The organism is Haladaptatus sp. DYSN1, from assembly GCF_029489995.1.
Lineage (GTDB): Archaea > Halobacteriota > Halobacteria > Halobacteriales > Halococcaceae > QDMS2.
In genome coordinates this window covers 2,863,865-2,879,952 of sequence record NZ_CP120470.1, presented here as the reverse complement: position 1 = coordinate 2,879,952, position 16,088 = coordinate 2,863,865, and the positions used below count along the sequence as shown (strand labels likewise).

Annotated in this window: 14 protein-coding genes; 9 read left to right on the top strand and 5 right to left on the bottom strand. The window is 62.7% G+C overall.

The window, feature by feature from the left end; all coding sequences use genetic code 11:
• Window position 1: 1 nt before the first annotated feature.
• The gene (locus P0648_RS15600) at window positions 2–1,423 is read right to left on the bottom strand and encodes a sugar transferase (RefSeq protein WP_277504670.1); all 1,422 of its coding nucleotides are present in this window, start codon (window positions 1,421–1,423) and stop codon (window positions 2–4) included.
• 215 nt (window positions 1,424–1,638) lie between these two features.
• On the opposite strand from P0648_RS15600, the gene P0648_RS15595 reads away from it, so the two are divergent.
• Window positions 1,639–2,121 (top strand): pyridoxamine 5'-phosphate oxidase family protein, encoded by a 483-nt coding sequence (locus P0648_RS15595; protein WP_277504669.1) that lies wholly within the window; start codon window positions 1,639–1,641, stop codon window positions 2,119–2,121.
• A 20-nt stretch (window positions 2,122–2,141) separates the two neighbouring features.
• Here the strand turns inward: P0648_RS15595 and P0648_RS15590 are convergent, their stop codons facing one another.
• Window positions 2,142–2,510 carry a hypothetical protein gene (locus tag P0648_RS15590; protein ID WP_277504668.1) on the bottom strand — a complete coding sequence of 123 codons (369 nt, stop codon included), beginning with the start codon at window positions 2,508–2,510 and terminating at the stop codon, window positions 2,142–2,144.
• An 83-nt stretch (window positions 2,511–2,593) separates the two neighbouring features.
• A complete protein-coding gene (locus tag P0648_RS15585; protein WP_277504667.1) occupies window positions 2,594–3,451 on the bottom strand; it encodes an alpha/beta fold hydrolase in 858 nt (285 codons plus the stop codon).
• A gap of 133 nt (window positions 3,452–3,584) precedes the next feature.
• On the opposite strand from P0648_RS15585, the gene P0648_RS15580 reads away from it, so the two are divergent.
• Window positions 3,585–4,394: an alpha/beta fold hydrolase gene (locus tag P0648_RS15580; RefSeq protein WP_277504666.1), complete on the top strand. Its 810-nt coding sequence runs from the start codon at window positions 3,585–3,587 to the stop codon at window positions 4,392–4,394.
• Between the two features lie 48 nt (window positions 4,395–4,442).
• Here P0648_RS15580 and P0648_RS15575 read toward each other — a convergent pair whose 3' ends face one another.
• Window positions 4,443–5,687: an alginate lyase family protein gene (locus P0648_RS15575; protein ID WP_277504665.1), complete on the bottom strand. Its 1,245-nt coding sequence runs from the start codon at window positions 5,685–5,687 to the stop codon at window positions 4,443–4,445.
• A 344-nt stretch (window positions 5,688–6,031) separates the two neighbouring features.
• Here P0648_RS15575 and P0648_RS15570 point away from each other — a divergent pair, with 344 nt between their 5' ends.
• From P0648_RS15570 to P0648_RS15550, 5 genes are all read left to right on the top strand, one after another.
• Complete coding sequence (locus P0648_RS15570) at window positions 6,032–6,877, top strand: hypothetical protein (protein WP_277504664.1); 846 nt, start codon at window positions 6,032–6,034, stop codon at window positions 6,875–6,877.
• A 428-nt stretch (window positions 6,878–7,305) separates the two neighbouring features.
• On the top strand, window positions 7,306–8,643 hold the full coding sequence (locus P0648_RS15565; protein ID WP_277504663.1) for a glycosyltransferase: 1,338 nt from the start codon (window positions 7,306–7,308) through the stop codon (window positions 8,641–8,643).
• Between the two features lie 5 nt (window positions 8,644–8,648).
• Window positions 8,649–9,599 carry a polysaccharide deacetylase family protein gene (locus P0648_RS15560; protein WP_277504660.1) on the top strand — a complete coding sequence of 317 codons (951 nt, stop codon included), beginning with the start codon at window positions 8,649–8,651 and terminating at the stop codon, window positions 9,597–9,599.
• Window positions 9,577–10,398, top strand: coding sequence for a methionyl-tRNA formyltransferase (locus tag P0648_RS15555; protein ID WP_277504659.1), 822 nt, complete (start codon window positions 9,577–9,579; stop codon window positions 10,396–10,398). The genes P0648_RS15560 and P0648_RS15555 overlap by 23 nt, the downstream gene beginning before the upstream one ends.
• Complete coding sequence (locus P0648_RS15550; protein ID WP_277504657.1) at window positions 10,398–11,591, top strand: glycosyltransferase family 4 protein; 1,194 nt, start codon at window positions 10,398–10,400, stop codon at window positions 11,589–11,591. Before P0648_RS15555 ends, P0648_RS15550 begins: the two co-directional genes overlap by 1 nt.
• On the opposite strand, the gene P0648_RS15545 is transcribed toward P0648_RS15550, so the two are convergent.
• On the bottom strand, window positions 11,578–13,464 hold the full coding sequence (locus P0648_RS15545) for a hypothetical protein (RefSeq protein WP_277504655.1): 1,887 nt from the start codon (window positions 13,462–13,464) through the stop codon (window positions 11,578–11,580). The two genes, P0648_RS15550 and P0648_RS15545, sit on opposite strands and share 14 nt — an antisense overlap.
• Before the next feature lie 323 nt (window positions 13,465–13,787).
• On the opposite strand from P0648_RS15545, the gene P0648_RS15540 reads away from it, so the two are divergent.
• Window positions 13,788–14,897, top strand: coding sequence for an FkbM family methyltransferase (locus tag P0648_RS15540; protein ID WP_277504653.1), 1,110 nt, complete (start codon window positions 13,788–13,790; stop codon window positions 14,895–14,897).
• A complete protein-coding gene (locus P0648_RS15535) occupies window positions 14,897–16,084 on the top strand; it encodes a glycosyltransferase family 4 protein (protein ID WP_277504651.1) in 1,188 nt (395 codons plus the stop codon). The genes P0648_RS15540 and P0648_RS15535 overlap by 1 nt, the downstream gene beginning before the upstream one ends.
• Window positions 16,085–16,088: the final 4 nt, after the last annotated feature.

Below are 16,088 nucleotides of genomic sequence, written 5' to 3'. Positions count from 1 at the left end.
TTCAGAACCGTTCCTTTACTCGCTTTCCGATATCTTCACCGACCAACCAGAGTTGACGGATGATGACTTTCGTGTCGAAAACGAACGACTGCTTCTGAATATATTCGAGGTCGAGACGCAGTTTCTCCTTTGGATTCGTACTCGAAACGCGATGAATCTGTGCAAGTCCAGTCAGTCCGGGCTTGACGAACCAGCGCTTTCGCCAAGCTCCCATTCCTTCTTCGAACTGCGTCTCTTCATCTGTCCAGACTGCCCGGGGACCAACAACGCTCATATCGCCTTTGAGGATCGACCAGAGCTGTGGAATCTCGTCAAGATGGGTGATACGGAGAATTTTCCCGACTCCCGTAATTCGGCTATTTTCATCATCGTTGACTGGAGTCGTATCTTCACTGTCCGGAAGCATTGTCCGGAATTTGTAGATGCGGAATGTTTCCCCTCTTTCTGCAGTTCGTTCTTGGCTGTAGAACACTGGGCCCTTGCTATCGAATTTAATCGCGAACAAGATGAGTGCAGTAAGAGGTGTCAACAAAATCAGTCCTATTAAAGAAAACACCACGTCAAAGCCACGCTTGACCATGTAGTCTTGCCAATCCCACGGTTCGATATCTACACGTCTGAGAACCTCTGGCTTCGAATCGATAGTCAGTACGCTGTCTGCGTGCCGTTCGTGAATCTTCGCATTCACACCCGTCGCATGACACGTTTCAAGCGTCCCAAAGAACTCCGCCCGGTCCGTACTCGAAAACGCCAACAACACCGTATCGACGTCGTACTCGACCAAGATACTCTCCAGCCGAGACAACCCTCCTAAGCAAGGAAGGTCAGCGAAACCAACGCCGCCATCTGCGACTAACTTACTAGACTGCCCCTCAGCAATCCGGGCATGCTCAATTCCACGGTCTGGCATCGGCGGCGACACGTACCCCAATACCGGCAACTCCGTCTCCTCAAGCATCTCGACCATCCCGCGCAGGTCGTCCCCGACGAGAATCGCCCGTTCGCTTTGGTCGGGCGACTTTCGAATCCCAACGTACCAGGCAGGTAACCACGCGAACAACAACCCTACGACCAGCAACAGTGTCGTCCGCGGCAGCCGGTACGTGTAGTCGAAGTAGCCAATCGCCGCGAGCGCCAAGCCGGCAATCAGGACCCGCTTGTGGGTCGTCGCAATCACGTCGAGAATCCGCCGTGGCTGGGGCTTGAACAGGGGGAACATCGCGCCGAGGACGACGGCGGTCGTGGTGAGCACCGCCAATGCGAGGGCGCCTCCCGTCAACGTCGTCGCTGGCAGGCGCTCTATCACGGGGAGCATCGTCAGCCCGCGCTGGGCGAGTGGATGGTTGGCCACTTGTACGGCTAACACGGTCAGCAATGACGTCCCCACGACGCTCGCGATGCGATACGCCCACCCAGAGACCATTGAGAAAATAACTGCACGGAACCAGCATAAATTCTGTGTATATGACTTAACTGCCAGATGGACAGATGATTGCGGTGACAAAACGCCATCCAGCGTAGGATGACTTCCTGCCTGCAGCCGCCAGACCGTCCTTGACGAACTGTCTCCGTCGCTCGGTCTCACTCGGTGAGACTCATCGAACCCCTCTATCCACCCTCTCAGCGTCTGTTTATTCGATGACAATCGACGAACTCACAGACGCGGGCATGGCGCAGATGACCGACGACGAGATTCGCGGATTCCTGTCGAGCCAGCACGTGGGCGTGCTCGCCTTGCCGACAGACGGCGCACCCAGCATGCGACCCCTATCGTTCTGGTACGACGGGGACCGTGGGCTCTATTTCCTGTACATCCTCGGGGACACGAGCCGTAAGGCACTGCTGAGCGACGAGGCAGCAGCAGCCCGCTTCCTCGTCTACCGGGCGGAGGCGCTGTTCAACTGGCGCAGCGTGTTGCTCACGGGGACCATCGACGCGGTTCCCGAAACAGAACGCGCCGCATTGGACACAAAGACGGCCAGCCAGCGCCGTCCCGACCTGTTCAAGCAAGCGCTCGCCACGGCGGAGACGGCGCTCTACCGGTTCGACATCACGGAGTGGACGGGTGTCGAGCACCTCGGGCTTCCGGCTGGCTTCGAGGAACCCACGTCCACTGACTGAACAGTTCTCTCTGGGGCGTCTCAATTCGGGAGCTTGGTGACGCGGAAGACGTAGTCGTCGTAGGCGGCATCGAGGTTCGTCGGACTCTCCTCGTCGGTGTGGGCTTCGCAGAGATACGCAACGGCTTCGACTGGCCCGTGTCCGGTCTCTTCGAGGTAGCGTTCGAGGACGAGAAACGTGGCGCGTTCGGTGCAACCACGGCGGTGGCACTCGCGGGGTGAATCTGAATACTCGAACACGTCGCCTTTTGCTTCTTGGTACTCTTCGCGGACGACGTCGGGTGGTTCTGGTTCGTCCCTACGAGCCTGCGCCGCTTTGAGTTCTCGCTCGCGCTGTCGTCGCTCCTGATCGTCGGCCTGCTTCTCCCGTCCTGCTTTGGTATCTGCCATCGTTCAACAAACGACCGCTGGGCGGATAATGGTGTGGACGCGCTGCATCGCGATTGACGAATGAAGCCACTATCGAGGTGGATTCACCCTTCACGCTCTAAGAAATCACGCACCAGTTTCACGCACAGCGCTGGCTTTTCCCGTGGCAGCCAGTGGGCGACGTCTTCGATGACCTCGCACTCCGCGTTCGACATTCGTACGGCGGCGCGTTCGCTCCACTTCGGGGGGAATAACTCGTCTTCTGCGCCGTGCAGGAGGAGCGTCGGTGTCTCCACCTCGCCGAGCCGGTCGGTGTAGACGGTTCGATACCCGGAGCGCGTCACCTCGTGTTTGCGCCAGCTTCGAAACGCCGTCGCAACGCCCGGGCGCTGAAGCTGGTCGTAGAAGGCGTCCACGACGTCCTCGGTGACGGTATCCATGTCGTAGACGATGCTCCCGAGGCTGGCACGGGCGAGCGCCCGACTGCGCTTCAACAGGCCGATCGAGACGCGATTGAACACCGGGACTTGCGCGAGGACGTACGTGAGCAGTCCGTTTGGCAGCTCGCGGCCGAGACCGTAGCTGTCCACGAGCACGAGCCGGTCCACGCGGTCCGGATTTCGGAGAGCGAAACCGAGTGCTACGCCGCCGCCGAGCGAGATGCCCACGAGCGCTGCTCGGTCGAGACCGACGGCGTCGAGGAAGCCACCGAGCAGCTCGACGTGACGGTCGGTCGTGTACTCGATGTCTGGAATATCACTCCGGCCGTAGCCGAGCATATCGAGGGCGTAGACGTGATGCGTCTCCGCGAGCGGTTCGATGACGGCTCCCCACGAGAGGTGTGCGGCGTCTACGATGCCGCCGTGAAGCAGAACGACGGGTGGGCCGCTGTCGCCGGCTTCGAGGTAGTGGAGGTCGTGGCCGGCGACCGAGATGGTGTGACTCTGGACGGCGGTGCTCATGTCGATTTACTTGTCCTTCAGTGTGAAAGGTTCTCGCCCGCTGCGATGCCGAGCAATGCTAACTGTTACCGATTCTCCCATCGATGTACTCTCCATGGCCCGGTCGAATCGGGTCTAGCACGGGGACGGGGCTATGACATCATCAAGAGATAGTGAGACGGTTGCATCGGCAGACGGAACGCAAATCGCATACCAGCGCACGGGACGGGGGCCGCCGCTCGTCCTCGTTCACGGAACGAGTGCGGACCACACGAGCTGGAGCGCAATCACGCCCCACCTCGCAGACCACGTCACCCTGTACGCGATGGTTCGACGTGGTCGTGGCAAGAGCGGTGACACAGACGAATACGCTCTCGACCGAGAGGCAGAAGACGTCGCCTCGCTCGTCGAAACTATCGGCGAGCCGGTGGTGCTGTTCGGTCACTCCTTTGGGGCGCTTTGTGCACTGGAGGCCGCCTTGCGAACGAACACTCTTCGGGGCCTCATTCTCTACGAACCGGTGATTCCGGTCGATGGTCACGACCTCTACGACGACCACGTGCTCGCTGAGATGCAATCCCTACTCGACGAGGGAGAGACCGAAGCAATGTTGCTTCTGTTCTTACGCGAGGTCGTGGACCTCTCAGCCGACCAAATCGACGCGCTCCGCGCCTCACCTGCGTGGCCGTCTCGCGTGAACGCGGCCCACACGGTACTGCGCGAGGCGGCGGTAGAGGAGGGGTATGTGTTCGACCCGCGACGGTTTGCCGAGTTGACGACGCCGACGCTCTTGCTCACGGGGAGCGAGAGTGCGGCGTCGATAACCGACGCGACGACGGCGGTCGCACAAGCCCTTCCGAACAGTCGAATCGTCACGCTAGAGGGTCAGGAGCACGTCGCCTACTACACTGCGCCAGAACTGTTTGCCGAGACGGTGCTCGAATTCGCTCGCGAGGTTTCGTAGCGAATATCGGCACGTAGGTGTCCCCTCGTCGAATCAAAAATCTGCGTCTTACAACGCAAACCGATTCGCGTGCGTGAGCGTCGTCCACCCGAGAATCCGCCGGTCGTTCACGGGTCGGCCCACCGACTCGATGGCGTCGAGGTACGACTCGTCGCCCCACTGCGAGTAAGCGAGTTCGTACACCGACGCTCCCTCCTCTCGTTCGGTGTCGGTGTAGCCGTCCTCGCCGAGGCCCCACTCCCAGCCGTCACTGCTCGCGACGAACCGGGCGTAGAAGGCAAACGCCTGTCTGAGTGCGCTTTCTGTGCCGCCTTTCGTCCGGAACTCATAGAGGTCCTCGTCGTAGTGGCGGGCGAGTTCTGCGGTCAGGGCGAGGGCTTTCAGGCCGTACAGTGAGTACGAGAGGCCGTCGTCGCGCTGGCGTTCGTATTCGAGGATGCCGTTCGCCTGGAGTTGTTCTACGGCGTACTCGCGCCAGTCGCGGAAGGCAATGCGAAGGGTATTCTGGTCGCCGAGGTACGCGGCGGCGACGGCGCGGGCGAGAATCCACCAGGCGTAGATGTTGTTGCGGATGACGCCCGTATAGCGGTCGAGGCCGCGCCCGGCGTTCATGTCGTCGAGGTACGCCCGCACCCATTCGCGGAAGGTGGCTTCACCGCCGTCGACGGCCTCCCACGCGGGGTGACCCGACACGAAGGAAGCGCCGTAAATCATCGCCGGGATGGTGATGTGGAGTTCGATGGAGAAGTACGCCTCCCCGTTGTTTCGCCCGGAGGGAACCATCCCCGTCCGCGAGTCGAGACACCAGTGGTCGAGCAGCGCGACGGCCTGCTCCGCGTAGCGGTCGTCCTCGGTGAAGGCGTAGGCCAGTCCGAGGTCGCGAATCGCGTGGCTCGTCGTCATCGCGAGGAGGTAGTCGCCGCGGTCTGCGCCGCTGGTGGCGAACTGGCGGGCATCGACGCCGGGGGGTGCACCGTTCTCGACGACGCTTCGCGGAGCCACGTCGAGCGCCCGGTCTGCGTCCCGCATGAGCGCGAGGAAGCCGGCGTACCAGGGGTCGGCACGCCCCGCGACTTTCTCTTTGATGGCGGCGAGTTCCACGCTGTCGAGCAACCCGGCGTAGAGGATTCGGTCGACGTCCGGGGTGGGCGTGGTTGGCGTCGGGGTCGGCGTCGGAGTTTCTTCGTCCGTCGGCGGCTGTGGCGACGGCTCTGGCACGGTGCTCGGCTCTGTCGGCGGCGTGCCACAGCCTGCGAGGGCGAGTGCACCTGCGCCGAGCGCGGTTCGTAACACGTTCCGGCGGGTCCACAGAGCGGGCGCTCGTCGCGCGTCCGTCCTCGGCCGCCCGGGGGATGTACGTTCCCGTGATGTCACCCCTGCCACCTCGTTCCTTGCGTGAGTTACCTCACTCGTGTGAGAGAAGGACGGCCGCGAATTTAGCCGTTACACCGCCGGTCGATGGAGTCGTTCGCGTCGGTCGATTTCGCGAACCTCTCGATTCTCGCGATACTCACGCACGCCGACAGACGACACAAATATGATAGCTTCTATCGATGTTGGAGACAGCATCTACGGGGGTTGGGTGACGTTCAGTGAAAGTGGGGAATCTCGTTCGAGCGCTCAGGTATCCGGTCGTGTTGAGACGACAGGCCGCCATCTGGGCCGTCAGACCGTTTACGAGGCCGACGCGCGAGTCGGTCGACTACCTCGCGGAAGACTGGGACAACCTGCTCATCCTCGATGCGTGTCGCTACGATACGCTAGCGCGGCGATGGGCCGTGGACCAACCGATTCGCCGAGTCCACTCGAACGCGAGTCACACTCGCGAGTTCCTCGCGAAGAACTTCGGTGATGGGTCGTACCCGGACATCGTCTACGTGACGGCGACCCCCCAGCTCACCGTCTGTCCGGCCGCATTTGCGCACGTCGAACACGTCTGGCAACACGGGTGGGACCCCGTCTCCAATACGGTGCTCCCCGAGACGATGGTAGAGTCGGCGCTGCAGGTCCACGAGCAGTTCCCCGAAAAGCGCCTCATCGTCCACTTCATGCAACCACACTACCCGTTCATCGGTGAAACAGGGAGCCAGATTACAGACCAGGCGTCCTACGAACTCACCCAGCATCAGACCACAGTCTGGGAGAAATTGCAACTCGGTCTCGTCGACCGGGAGACGGTGATTCGTGCCTACGAGGAAAACTTGGATATCGCGTTGCCTGCCGTCTCGAACCTCGTCGAGTCGCTCGACGGCAAGACGGTAGTCACGAGCGACCACGGCAACCTCTTTGGCAAGCGCGTCTGCTGGTTGCCAGTGAAACTGTATGGTCACCCACTCGGCGTCCACGATCCCGAACTCACGGCCGTTCCGTGGGTCGAATTTCCGGCTGTTGAGCGCCGAACCATCACGGCTGGGGCCACGAAGCGCCAGCAGGCCGAGCCAACGGTCGTCGCAGACCGGCTCTGCGACCTCGGCTACGTTTGAAATTTGTCTTGCTGCTGACCGGTCATGGACAGAAACTATCGACTCGTCACGAGTGAACTGTCCGAAAACGCCGGCCTTCGATGAGCAGGATCGGGCCGCGCCGAATCGACACAAGTCGCTCGATAATGCAGAAAAACTCAGGATTGTGTGACTGTTCATCTGCCACCGGTTGGAGACGAACTCGTGCGTGTCCGGAGAGCAACCGCGAATCTGACAACAGGTATTGTAATTATTACAATACATCTGACTGTCTGCGACGTGTTATCTTCCAACTGTCATGTATAACACCGTCATTGTCAGGTTGACAAAATCGGCTTCAGTAGGCCGATTAAATGGTTACAAATATCTCGACGGCCAGTCGTTCATCTCTCAAGTAATTCATAACAAAATGTGAATTGCATGAAATTGAGCCAAGGTGTGGGGTATGTATGTCATCTAAGCGGACGGATACGACCAGCGTCACGCAGAGTACAGACTCGCGGAATCGACCGGCGATCGGACTCATCGTCACCGTGGATAATACCGACGCTATCGTCCGCGTTCTCTTGCGGGCGACCAACGAGGGGTACGACGCCATCGTCACCCACTACGGAGACTCGACGATTCCGGCCATGCAGTTCGCTCGCGACCTGGACGCACACGTGGTTCACCCCGAGGACATCCACCCCGACACGGACACCCTGCGACAGGGGCTCGCCCGTGCGGCTCGCGACCTCGGATACCCCGGCTTGCTCATCCACGAAAACCCACGCGAATTCATCGATTACGAGACGAGCATCCGCAAGCTGAGCGAGACCGACGGCTACGCCATCGACACGGAAACGAACGTCTTCGAGGCGTGGGCGCGTCGCTGTCGCACCCTCGTCGCTATTCCCGCCTACAACGAGGAGACGTCCATCGCACATGTGGTTCAGAGCGTGAGCCATCACGCAGACTGCGTCCTCGTCGTCGACGACGGAAGTTCCGACGGAACGGCTCGCCGCGCCAAAGAGGCCGGTGCGTTCGTCGTCACCCACGAGCAAAACATGGGGTACGGCGCAGCCATCAAGACCGCGTTCAAGGAGGCGCGAAAGCGCAACGCCCACCATCTCGTGACCATCGACGCGGACGGTCAACACGACCCCGCCGACATCCCAAAACTGATTCACGCAATCGAGATAAACGGCGCTGACTTCGTCATCGGCAGTCGCTTCGCCGGCGAGGCGCGGGATTCGATTCCGATGTATCGTCGATTCGGCCTCTCGGTCGTGAACCTGATGACGAACTTCAGCCTCGGGCTGTTTCGCGCTCGTTCGCGGGTTTCTGACACCCAGAGTGGCTTCCGCGCGTACAACGGCCGCGCCATCGACGCGCTCGTCGAGAACGGCGCGATTACGGACCACATGAGCGCGAGTACGGACATCCTGTACCACGTCCATAAACACGGCCTCGCCATCGAAGAAGTGGGGACGACCATCTCCTACGACGTCGAAAACGGGAGCAAACACCACCCGGTGTCGCACGGTATCGTCCTCGTCCGCAACCTGCTCAAGACGGTCGAGCGCGACCACCCGATTTCCGTCCTCGGCATCCCCGGGTTCCTGAGCGCGTTCGTCGGGATATTCTTCGGCTACCTCGCGGTGATGGACTTCTTCAGAACCCAGACGTTCGCTCAGGGCTTCGCGCTCACGTCTGCGTTCTTCCTGCTCATTGGCGTCCTCGCCTGTTTCACCGCCATCATCCTCCACTCGTTCAACATGCACCTGCCAGACCGATTCTCGAAGTAACCACCATGCGTACACCACCTCATCGTCACGACGCAGCCACCACCGCACCACGCACCGCGATTCCCGACGCCGTCACCCGACCGACCGGCCCGACGGTCACACACGCGACCGAGGGCGACCGAACGGCACTCTCGGGCTGGCCCGTCGAGAAGACCGTCTACCTCACGCTCGACCTCGAATGTGACTACGGGACCGCCCTCGACGAGAACGTCTACGGGGCGACCGACGCGACGGCGGACCTCGCCCGCCTGCTCGACCGCCACGGCGTCCCGCTCACCTGTTTCCTCCAGACGGAACTCTTAGCGGAAACTCCAGACGCTGTCTGGGCGCTCTCTGATGCGGTCCAGCCAGTCGAGTTCCACGCCCACTCCCATACGCACCCGCGCCGCGACCGGGCAGACGTGCCGACTGAGGTTCGTGCGAGCGTCGAAGCGATTCGCGACACCTTCGAGACCGAGCCGCTCGGCTTTCGCTTCCCGGACGGGGCGGCTCACGAGGAGGATTATCGAGCCCTCGCAGCCGAGGGTGTCGCCTTCGACGCGAGTCTGTTTCCCTCGGTTCGCCCGGGGCGCTTTAACAATCTCGGCGAACCGCTCTATCCGTTCCGTCACGACCCGACAGGTGTCGTGGAGCTGCCCTTTACGGTCTACGCGCCACACCTGCGCGTCCCGGTCGCGCTGTCGTACCTGAAACTGCTCGGGTGGCCGTTCGAGCAACTCGTCACCCGTGCTCCGCCGTCGGTTATCGTCTTCGATATGCACATGCACGACCTCGTGGCGCCGCCCGCGTTCGGCGCGCTGCCGCGGCGCTATCAGGCGATTTACGCCCGCAACAAACACGACGGGTTCGCCACCCTCGACCGATTCATCGAAACGCTTCTCGAACGCGGCTATCGCTTCGACGTCATGACCTCGCTATATCACACCGTCACCGATGCACTCGACCAACCCAACTGACCAACCGGACGACCGCCTTTCGGTCTTGCTCGTCGTCCCGAGAGAGTACTACTACATTCCGAAATTCCTGGCGCAACTCGTCGAGTCGCCACAGATTCGCGTCGTGGGAATTACGACCGTTCCGCCCGCCCTCGGCACGCAGGGCGTGTTTGGCTTCGCCGCCCGATTGTTCCGGTCGTTCGGCCCGCGGGTGTTCGCCCAGCACGTCGGGTTCTACCTGCGCTATCTCGCCACCGACCACGCCAATCGGCTCCTCTCGCGGGGACGCCCCTATTCGCCGAAGACGCTCGCGCTCCGCCACGACATCGAGTACCGACACGTCGCTGACGTGAACGCGCCGTCGTACATCGACTACGCCAAGTCGAAGAATCCGGACGTGCTCGTCTCAGTGGCCGCCACCCAGAAGTTCGGCCCCGAGTTGCTCTCCGTGCCCGCGAACTGCGCCATCAACATCCACTCGTCGCTGCTGCCGGCCTACCGTGGCGTTTCGCCGAGTTTCTGGGCGCTGCTCAACGACGAGGACGCGACGGGCATCACCGTCCACTACATGGCCCCCGAATTCGACACCGGCGACGTCATCGTCCAGCGCCCGCTGCCCATCGAACCCGGCGACTCGCTGCACACGCTCAACACGCGCGTCGCAGAACACGGCTCTGCGGTGCTCGTAGAGGCGCTCGAACGCATCCACGAGGGGGCGGTCGAACCGAAACCGCTCGACCTCTCTGCCGGCGGCTACTACTCCGTGCCGAAACGCGACCACGTAAAGGAGTTCCTCGCCACCGGCCGGAGGTTCTTCTGATGAACGTCCTGTTCGTCCTCGAATACTACCCGCCCCACCTCGGCGGCATCCAGATCGTCTTCGAGAACGTCGCAGAGCGCCTCGCCGCCCGCGGTCACCACGTCAGCGTCGTCACCTCGAAGACCGAGGGGACGCCCGCCTACGAGTACCGAAACGGCGTCCACGTCTACCGCAGTCGCGTGTTCGGCCCGCTCGACCGCTACACCTTCGCCGTAACGGGGATTCCGAAAGCCCTCTCGCTCGCCAAAGAGGCAGACATCATCCACACCTCGACGTGGGCGGGCTGTTTCCCCGCGTGGCTCGCACGCATGCTGCGGAACAAACCAACGGTCATGACCGTCCACGAGGTGTTCTCGCCGGTCTGGAACATCTCCGACCGCGGCTTCGCAGACCGCACGATTCACAAGGTGCTCGAACGCGCCATCTACAGCCTCTCGTTCGACCGCTACACCACGGTATCCGGGTTCACGAAGGAGTGTCTGGTCGAACAGGGCAAAGACCCCGACATCGTGGACGTGGTCTACAACGGCATCGACGACGCGCTGTTCGACGAACGCGGCGTCGACGAGCGGCTCCTGCGCGAGCAACTCGACCTGGACGACACGTTCGTCTACACCTACTACGGCCGGCCGGGCTTCTCGAAGGGCGTCGACGACCTCGTTCGCGCGGTCCCGGCCGTCGCCGCCGAGATTCCCGACTCGACGCTCTTGCTCATCCTCGGGAAGACGCCGCCCCACCGTTTCGAGCGCATCCGACGGCTCATCTCGGAACTCGGCGTCGAGGACAACGTCACGCTCATCGACCCGGTCCCGCGAAGTGACCTACCCCACTACGTCGGCGGGTCCGACTGCGTGGTCATCCCGTCTTTGCAGGAGGGCTTTGGCTTCACCGCGGCCGAAGCCTCGGCGCTCGGCGTGCCCGTCGTGGCGACGACGGCCGGGTCGCTCCCCGAAGTCGTTTCAGGAACCCACTGCCTCGTCGAACCGCAGAATCCGGCTTCCATCGCCCAGGGCATCGTCGACGTGTACCACGGCAAAGCGGCTGAGACGCCGCGAAAGACCTTCGACTGGGACCGCACGGTCGATGCCTATCTCGCCGTCTACGAATCGGTCCTCGGCACGCAGCCGGTCGCACCGCTCGACTCGGCGGTCAGCAGACGGAACGGCCAGCGCCGGTCGGTCAACAGAAGATGACGTTCGTCGTCCGCGAGGCGTAGACCACGTCACACTGCCGGCCGATAGTCGTCTCCGAGAGCGGCGTCGTCAACGACCGGTAGAGCACCGGGAGCGCGTGGTCCTCGTAGGGGCCGAGGATACCGTACTGTTCTAACACCTCCTCGTCGATTTCCGGGACGAGGAAGTAGCGCATCACCTCCGGATTCACCGCCCCTTTTTCGACGTGCCTGCGGTCCATCGTCGCGGCGAGGTAGATGTCCGTGAACACGGGGTCTTCGACGTAGGCGATCGCGTGTTCTGCCCCCGCAATCTCCGAGTCGGTGAGGTAAGTTCGCTCGCCGACGGTTCGTTCGGTCGTGGACATCATCGGATTCGAGACGCCCGCCGTCGCCGCGAAGAGCGTACTCGCCGGGAACACGACGAGGACGAGCACGAGGAACACCTTCCCCGGTCGGGTGCGGACGAGGCGCAGGCTCACGAAGGCGAACACGGGCGCGACCAGCACCGAGAGGTTCTGGAACGACCGGTCGATCTGGGTTCCCTCGCCGACGAAGTGCAGCGCGGTCATCATACCGAAGATGAACGCCACCGTGACGACCCACGTGGTCGCGGGGGTTGCCTCCCGCCTGAGTAACTGGCGCAATACGAGGAACGCCGCGATGATGAATAGCGAGATGTAGACGAGCAGTTCGAGGCCGACCTGGACGAGCGGGTCTGCGAGCGAGAAGGCGAACTTGGCGGTAATCTCTGAGCTATCGACCCGCGCCGAGAGGCTCTCGCTCGGCCGCAGCAGGCGAAGGACGCGCCACACCTGTAGCTGGAAGAAGGAGATGTAAATCCAGTACTGGACGGTCAGGATGAGCACGCCGAAGACGACCAGCCGTGAGTAGTAGATGACCCGCGGGAGGCCGATGAGCCGTCCCGCGAGCTGGACGAACACGAACATCCCGAGGAAGAAGGTGAGGATGAACGGGGTGAGGTTGTGCGTGAACGTGATGAGCGCGACGATGGGGATGAGTAGCCTGAGGTAGATGCGCTGGTGAGAGCGCAGCGCGAAGTAGAGCACGAGCGTGACGAACACGAGGTTGAGCGACTGGGCGATCGGCACGCTCGTCCGGGCGACGTGCCACGGGGAGACGACGATGAGCGTGGCTCCGAGCAGGGCGGCCCGTCGCCGGGAGACCGGGTCAGCGTCCGGAAACAGCAGTTCGATGAGGCAGTAGACGACGCCGATGGCGATGACTGGCTGGATGGCCGCGGCGACGAACAGCGACACCTTCGCCGTGAGACCGGTAAAGAGGATGACCGCCCCCGAGAGGACGTGTGTCACCGGGTACCAGTGGTAGTAGGAGACGAGTTCGGGGGCGACCTGCCCCGTCGAGGCGATGTACGCGCCGAGGGCCATGTGCATGCGGGCGTCACGCCCCACAACGGGTGCGGAGTGCCAGATAGTGGCGCGAATGAGAATCGCGACGACCACGATGTAGACGAGCGCCAGCCGGGTCGGGTTGTAGATGATGCGGAAGGCGAGTAACCCAACGAGTACGGCCACGCTTCCGTAGTAGACGAGCGGCAGGCCGATCGGGTCAAGGCGTGCCAGATACCCCGTCGCCGCGATGGCGAACAGGAGCGTCGCGTCCATCAGCCGGTGTTGTGCAATAGCCGACAGCAACAGCGACACGTCAGTCTCGGTGCTCAGGGCGTAGGCGGTGTAGGTCGCCGCCCCGAAGAACACCATCACGAGGGGGTAAAACAGGAACTGCGAGCCGATGATGTAGGCGCTCGCTGCTCCCGCACCGGTTGCGAGGGTCGCGAGGAGGGCGAGGGCGAAGACGAGTCGTCGCTCGTTGACCTCGAATCGCCGCAGGCTCACCCGCTCGAACACGCCCATCTACCCGACCCCCATTGTTGCCCTAGTAACACGTCTCACCGAGATAAGCCATGCCGACCGTCGTGCAATCGTAGGCGAGGATTTATTCGCGCGATTCCGGGTAATTCCCATCCTTCAACGCGCAGGGGAGTGAATTCAGCCCCACCTGCGGTGGCCCCGAATTCGGCTCCTGCCCACCGTTAACCACCGCCAAATCGTCGCTCTGTGGTCGCGAGTGTCATGTATGCGACGAATAACAAAGGGCGTAATCGCGGTTCATACAGTGTATGTCCGGAAAAGCACCACACGGTTCAGCACGAGGGGGCGCTCCGGACGCCGATTCGATGGCCGGGGATGACGGTCGCACCCGCCTCGGAGACCGTGCTGTAGAGGCGACCCGGGCCGTCGCTAAATCTCGACCCGTCGGTCGCACCCGACTCGGTCTCGGGCCGGTCGAACTGATTCTAAAGGTCGTCGCGAAACGCCGGCAGCTGCGAGCCTATTTCGTCTGTAACGTCCAGTCGGCGCTGATGGCCTACCGCACCGGTATTTTGCGCTTGCCGCTCACGCTCCTCGTGTTCGTCGAGGAACTGCTCATGATGAACCTCTACATGCGCGTCGTGCGCTGGCGCAGTCCAGAGCAGTTCGTCATCCACGAAGTCGAGGGCACCCAACTCGTCCTCGATTTACACGACGAGGGCCTGTCTCGCGACCTGTACATCTATGGCGTGCGCGAGGCGGAGACGACCCGCGTGTTCCAGGCCGAACTCAGACGGCTCAGACACGAAGTCGACTCGCCAGTCGTCCTCGAAATCGGAGCGAACGTCGGCTACTTCGCGACGATGGAAGCTCGTCTCCTCGGCGAGTCGGCTCGCATTCACGCCATCGAGCCGAATCCCACGAACGTGACGCTGCTCCAGCAGGCGGTCGCCCTCAACGACTACCAGGACGTGATTACCGTCTCGCAGGGAGCAATCGGTGACCACGACGGGACCGATGTCCTCGACATCTCGAACAATTCGAACCTGAGCCGGATTCACGGCGCGCCAAAGCCCGACCAGCACGACATCGTCGATTCGCTCGAAGTGCCGATGTGGACGGTCGCCGGCTTCCTCGCCGACCACGACCTGCCCGTAGACGGGGTGAACGTCATCCGCCTCGACGTGGAGGGCTACGAGGTACAAATCTTCCGCGAACTGGATGCCGTCCTCGACTCGTCGGGGCCGCTGTTGTTGTTCATGGAACTTCACCGGAACTTCCTCACGCCCGCCGAACTCGCGGAACTGACCGCCCAACTCGAACGCTACGACTTCCGCATCGTGTCTGCCATCGGGAGCGGTGGCGTCGGCTGGAGCGGCCTCGGCCGCGAGATGACGACCTGGGACGAGATACGCACCCAGCGGTCGGTCGGGCCGGTACGCCTCATCGCAAAACGCGACGGAGGCGCTCGCTGATGCACATCTTGCTCCTCCGGGAAGGGTTCTACCCGAAGCTGGGCGGCGGGTCGATAGAGCAGTGGAACGTCGCGAAATCACTCGTGGCGCGGGGTCACGAGGTCACCGTGTTCGCTCCCCAGCGCGAGGGAGCGCCGCGCTACGAACGGGTCGAAGGCGTCGAAATTCACCGGCCGTACCGGGCCGCAGAGCACCTCGAGGGCGGCCCAACCTCCGCGCTGGGGTTCCTCGGACGACTCGCCTACGCGGTGTTGGTCTGTGTCGCCCTCGTCCGGTGGCTTCGCACCACCGACGTGGACGTGGTGGTCTCGGCGTCACACCTCACCCACCCCGCCGCGAAGTTTCTCTCCGTGCGCTACGGCCTGCCGGTCGTGACGTACATGGCCTACACGCCGACGATGGACCCGAAAAAACGGACGGTCACGAATCCGTCGTACCTCCTTGAACAGGTGAACTTCCGGCTGTTTCTCGGCGACCGGGTGCGCTGTCGAACGCCGGACGTGAAGGCGGCCGTCGAGCGCCACACCGACGCCCCCGTAGCGCTCATCCACGGCATTCTCGACGAGCGAGACCTCCGGGCGGCCGTCGAGAGCGTGGACGCACAAGCTGTCCGCGCCCGGTACGGCGTCGGCGACGACGAGTACCTGCTCCTGTTCGTCGGGCGGTTCATCTCGGTGAAGAACCCGACCAAGGCGGTAGGCACCATCGCTCGGCTTCCCGACCGCTTCAAACTCGTCATGCTCGGCGACGGGCCGCTTCGCGAATCGGTCGCCATCCAGCGCGAAAGCAAGCAACTCGCCGGGCGCGTCACGATTGCGGGCGAAGTCGCCCACGAGGAGGTGATCGCCCTCATGCTCGCCGCAGATGGCTTGCTCGTCACCTCGCGAACGGAGGCGTACCCGACCGTCGTGTTCGAGGCGCTCGCACTCGGAGCCGAGGTGTTCGCGACGCCGGTGGGCGTCCTCCCGGAACTCACCCAGCCGCGACTGCACCTCGCGGCGGCAAACGACCTAGCGACGACTATCGCCACCGCTGCCGGGCGCGGACGCCACGCCGTGGACGACGCGACGCTCGCCGCGTACTCGATGGACCGCTACGTCGACCACCTGCTCGCCGACTGCGCCTCGCTGGTTGCCGTCGAACAGCCGACACCGCCGGCCCGGCCGGACCTCTCTACGAACCTATGACTCA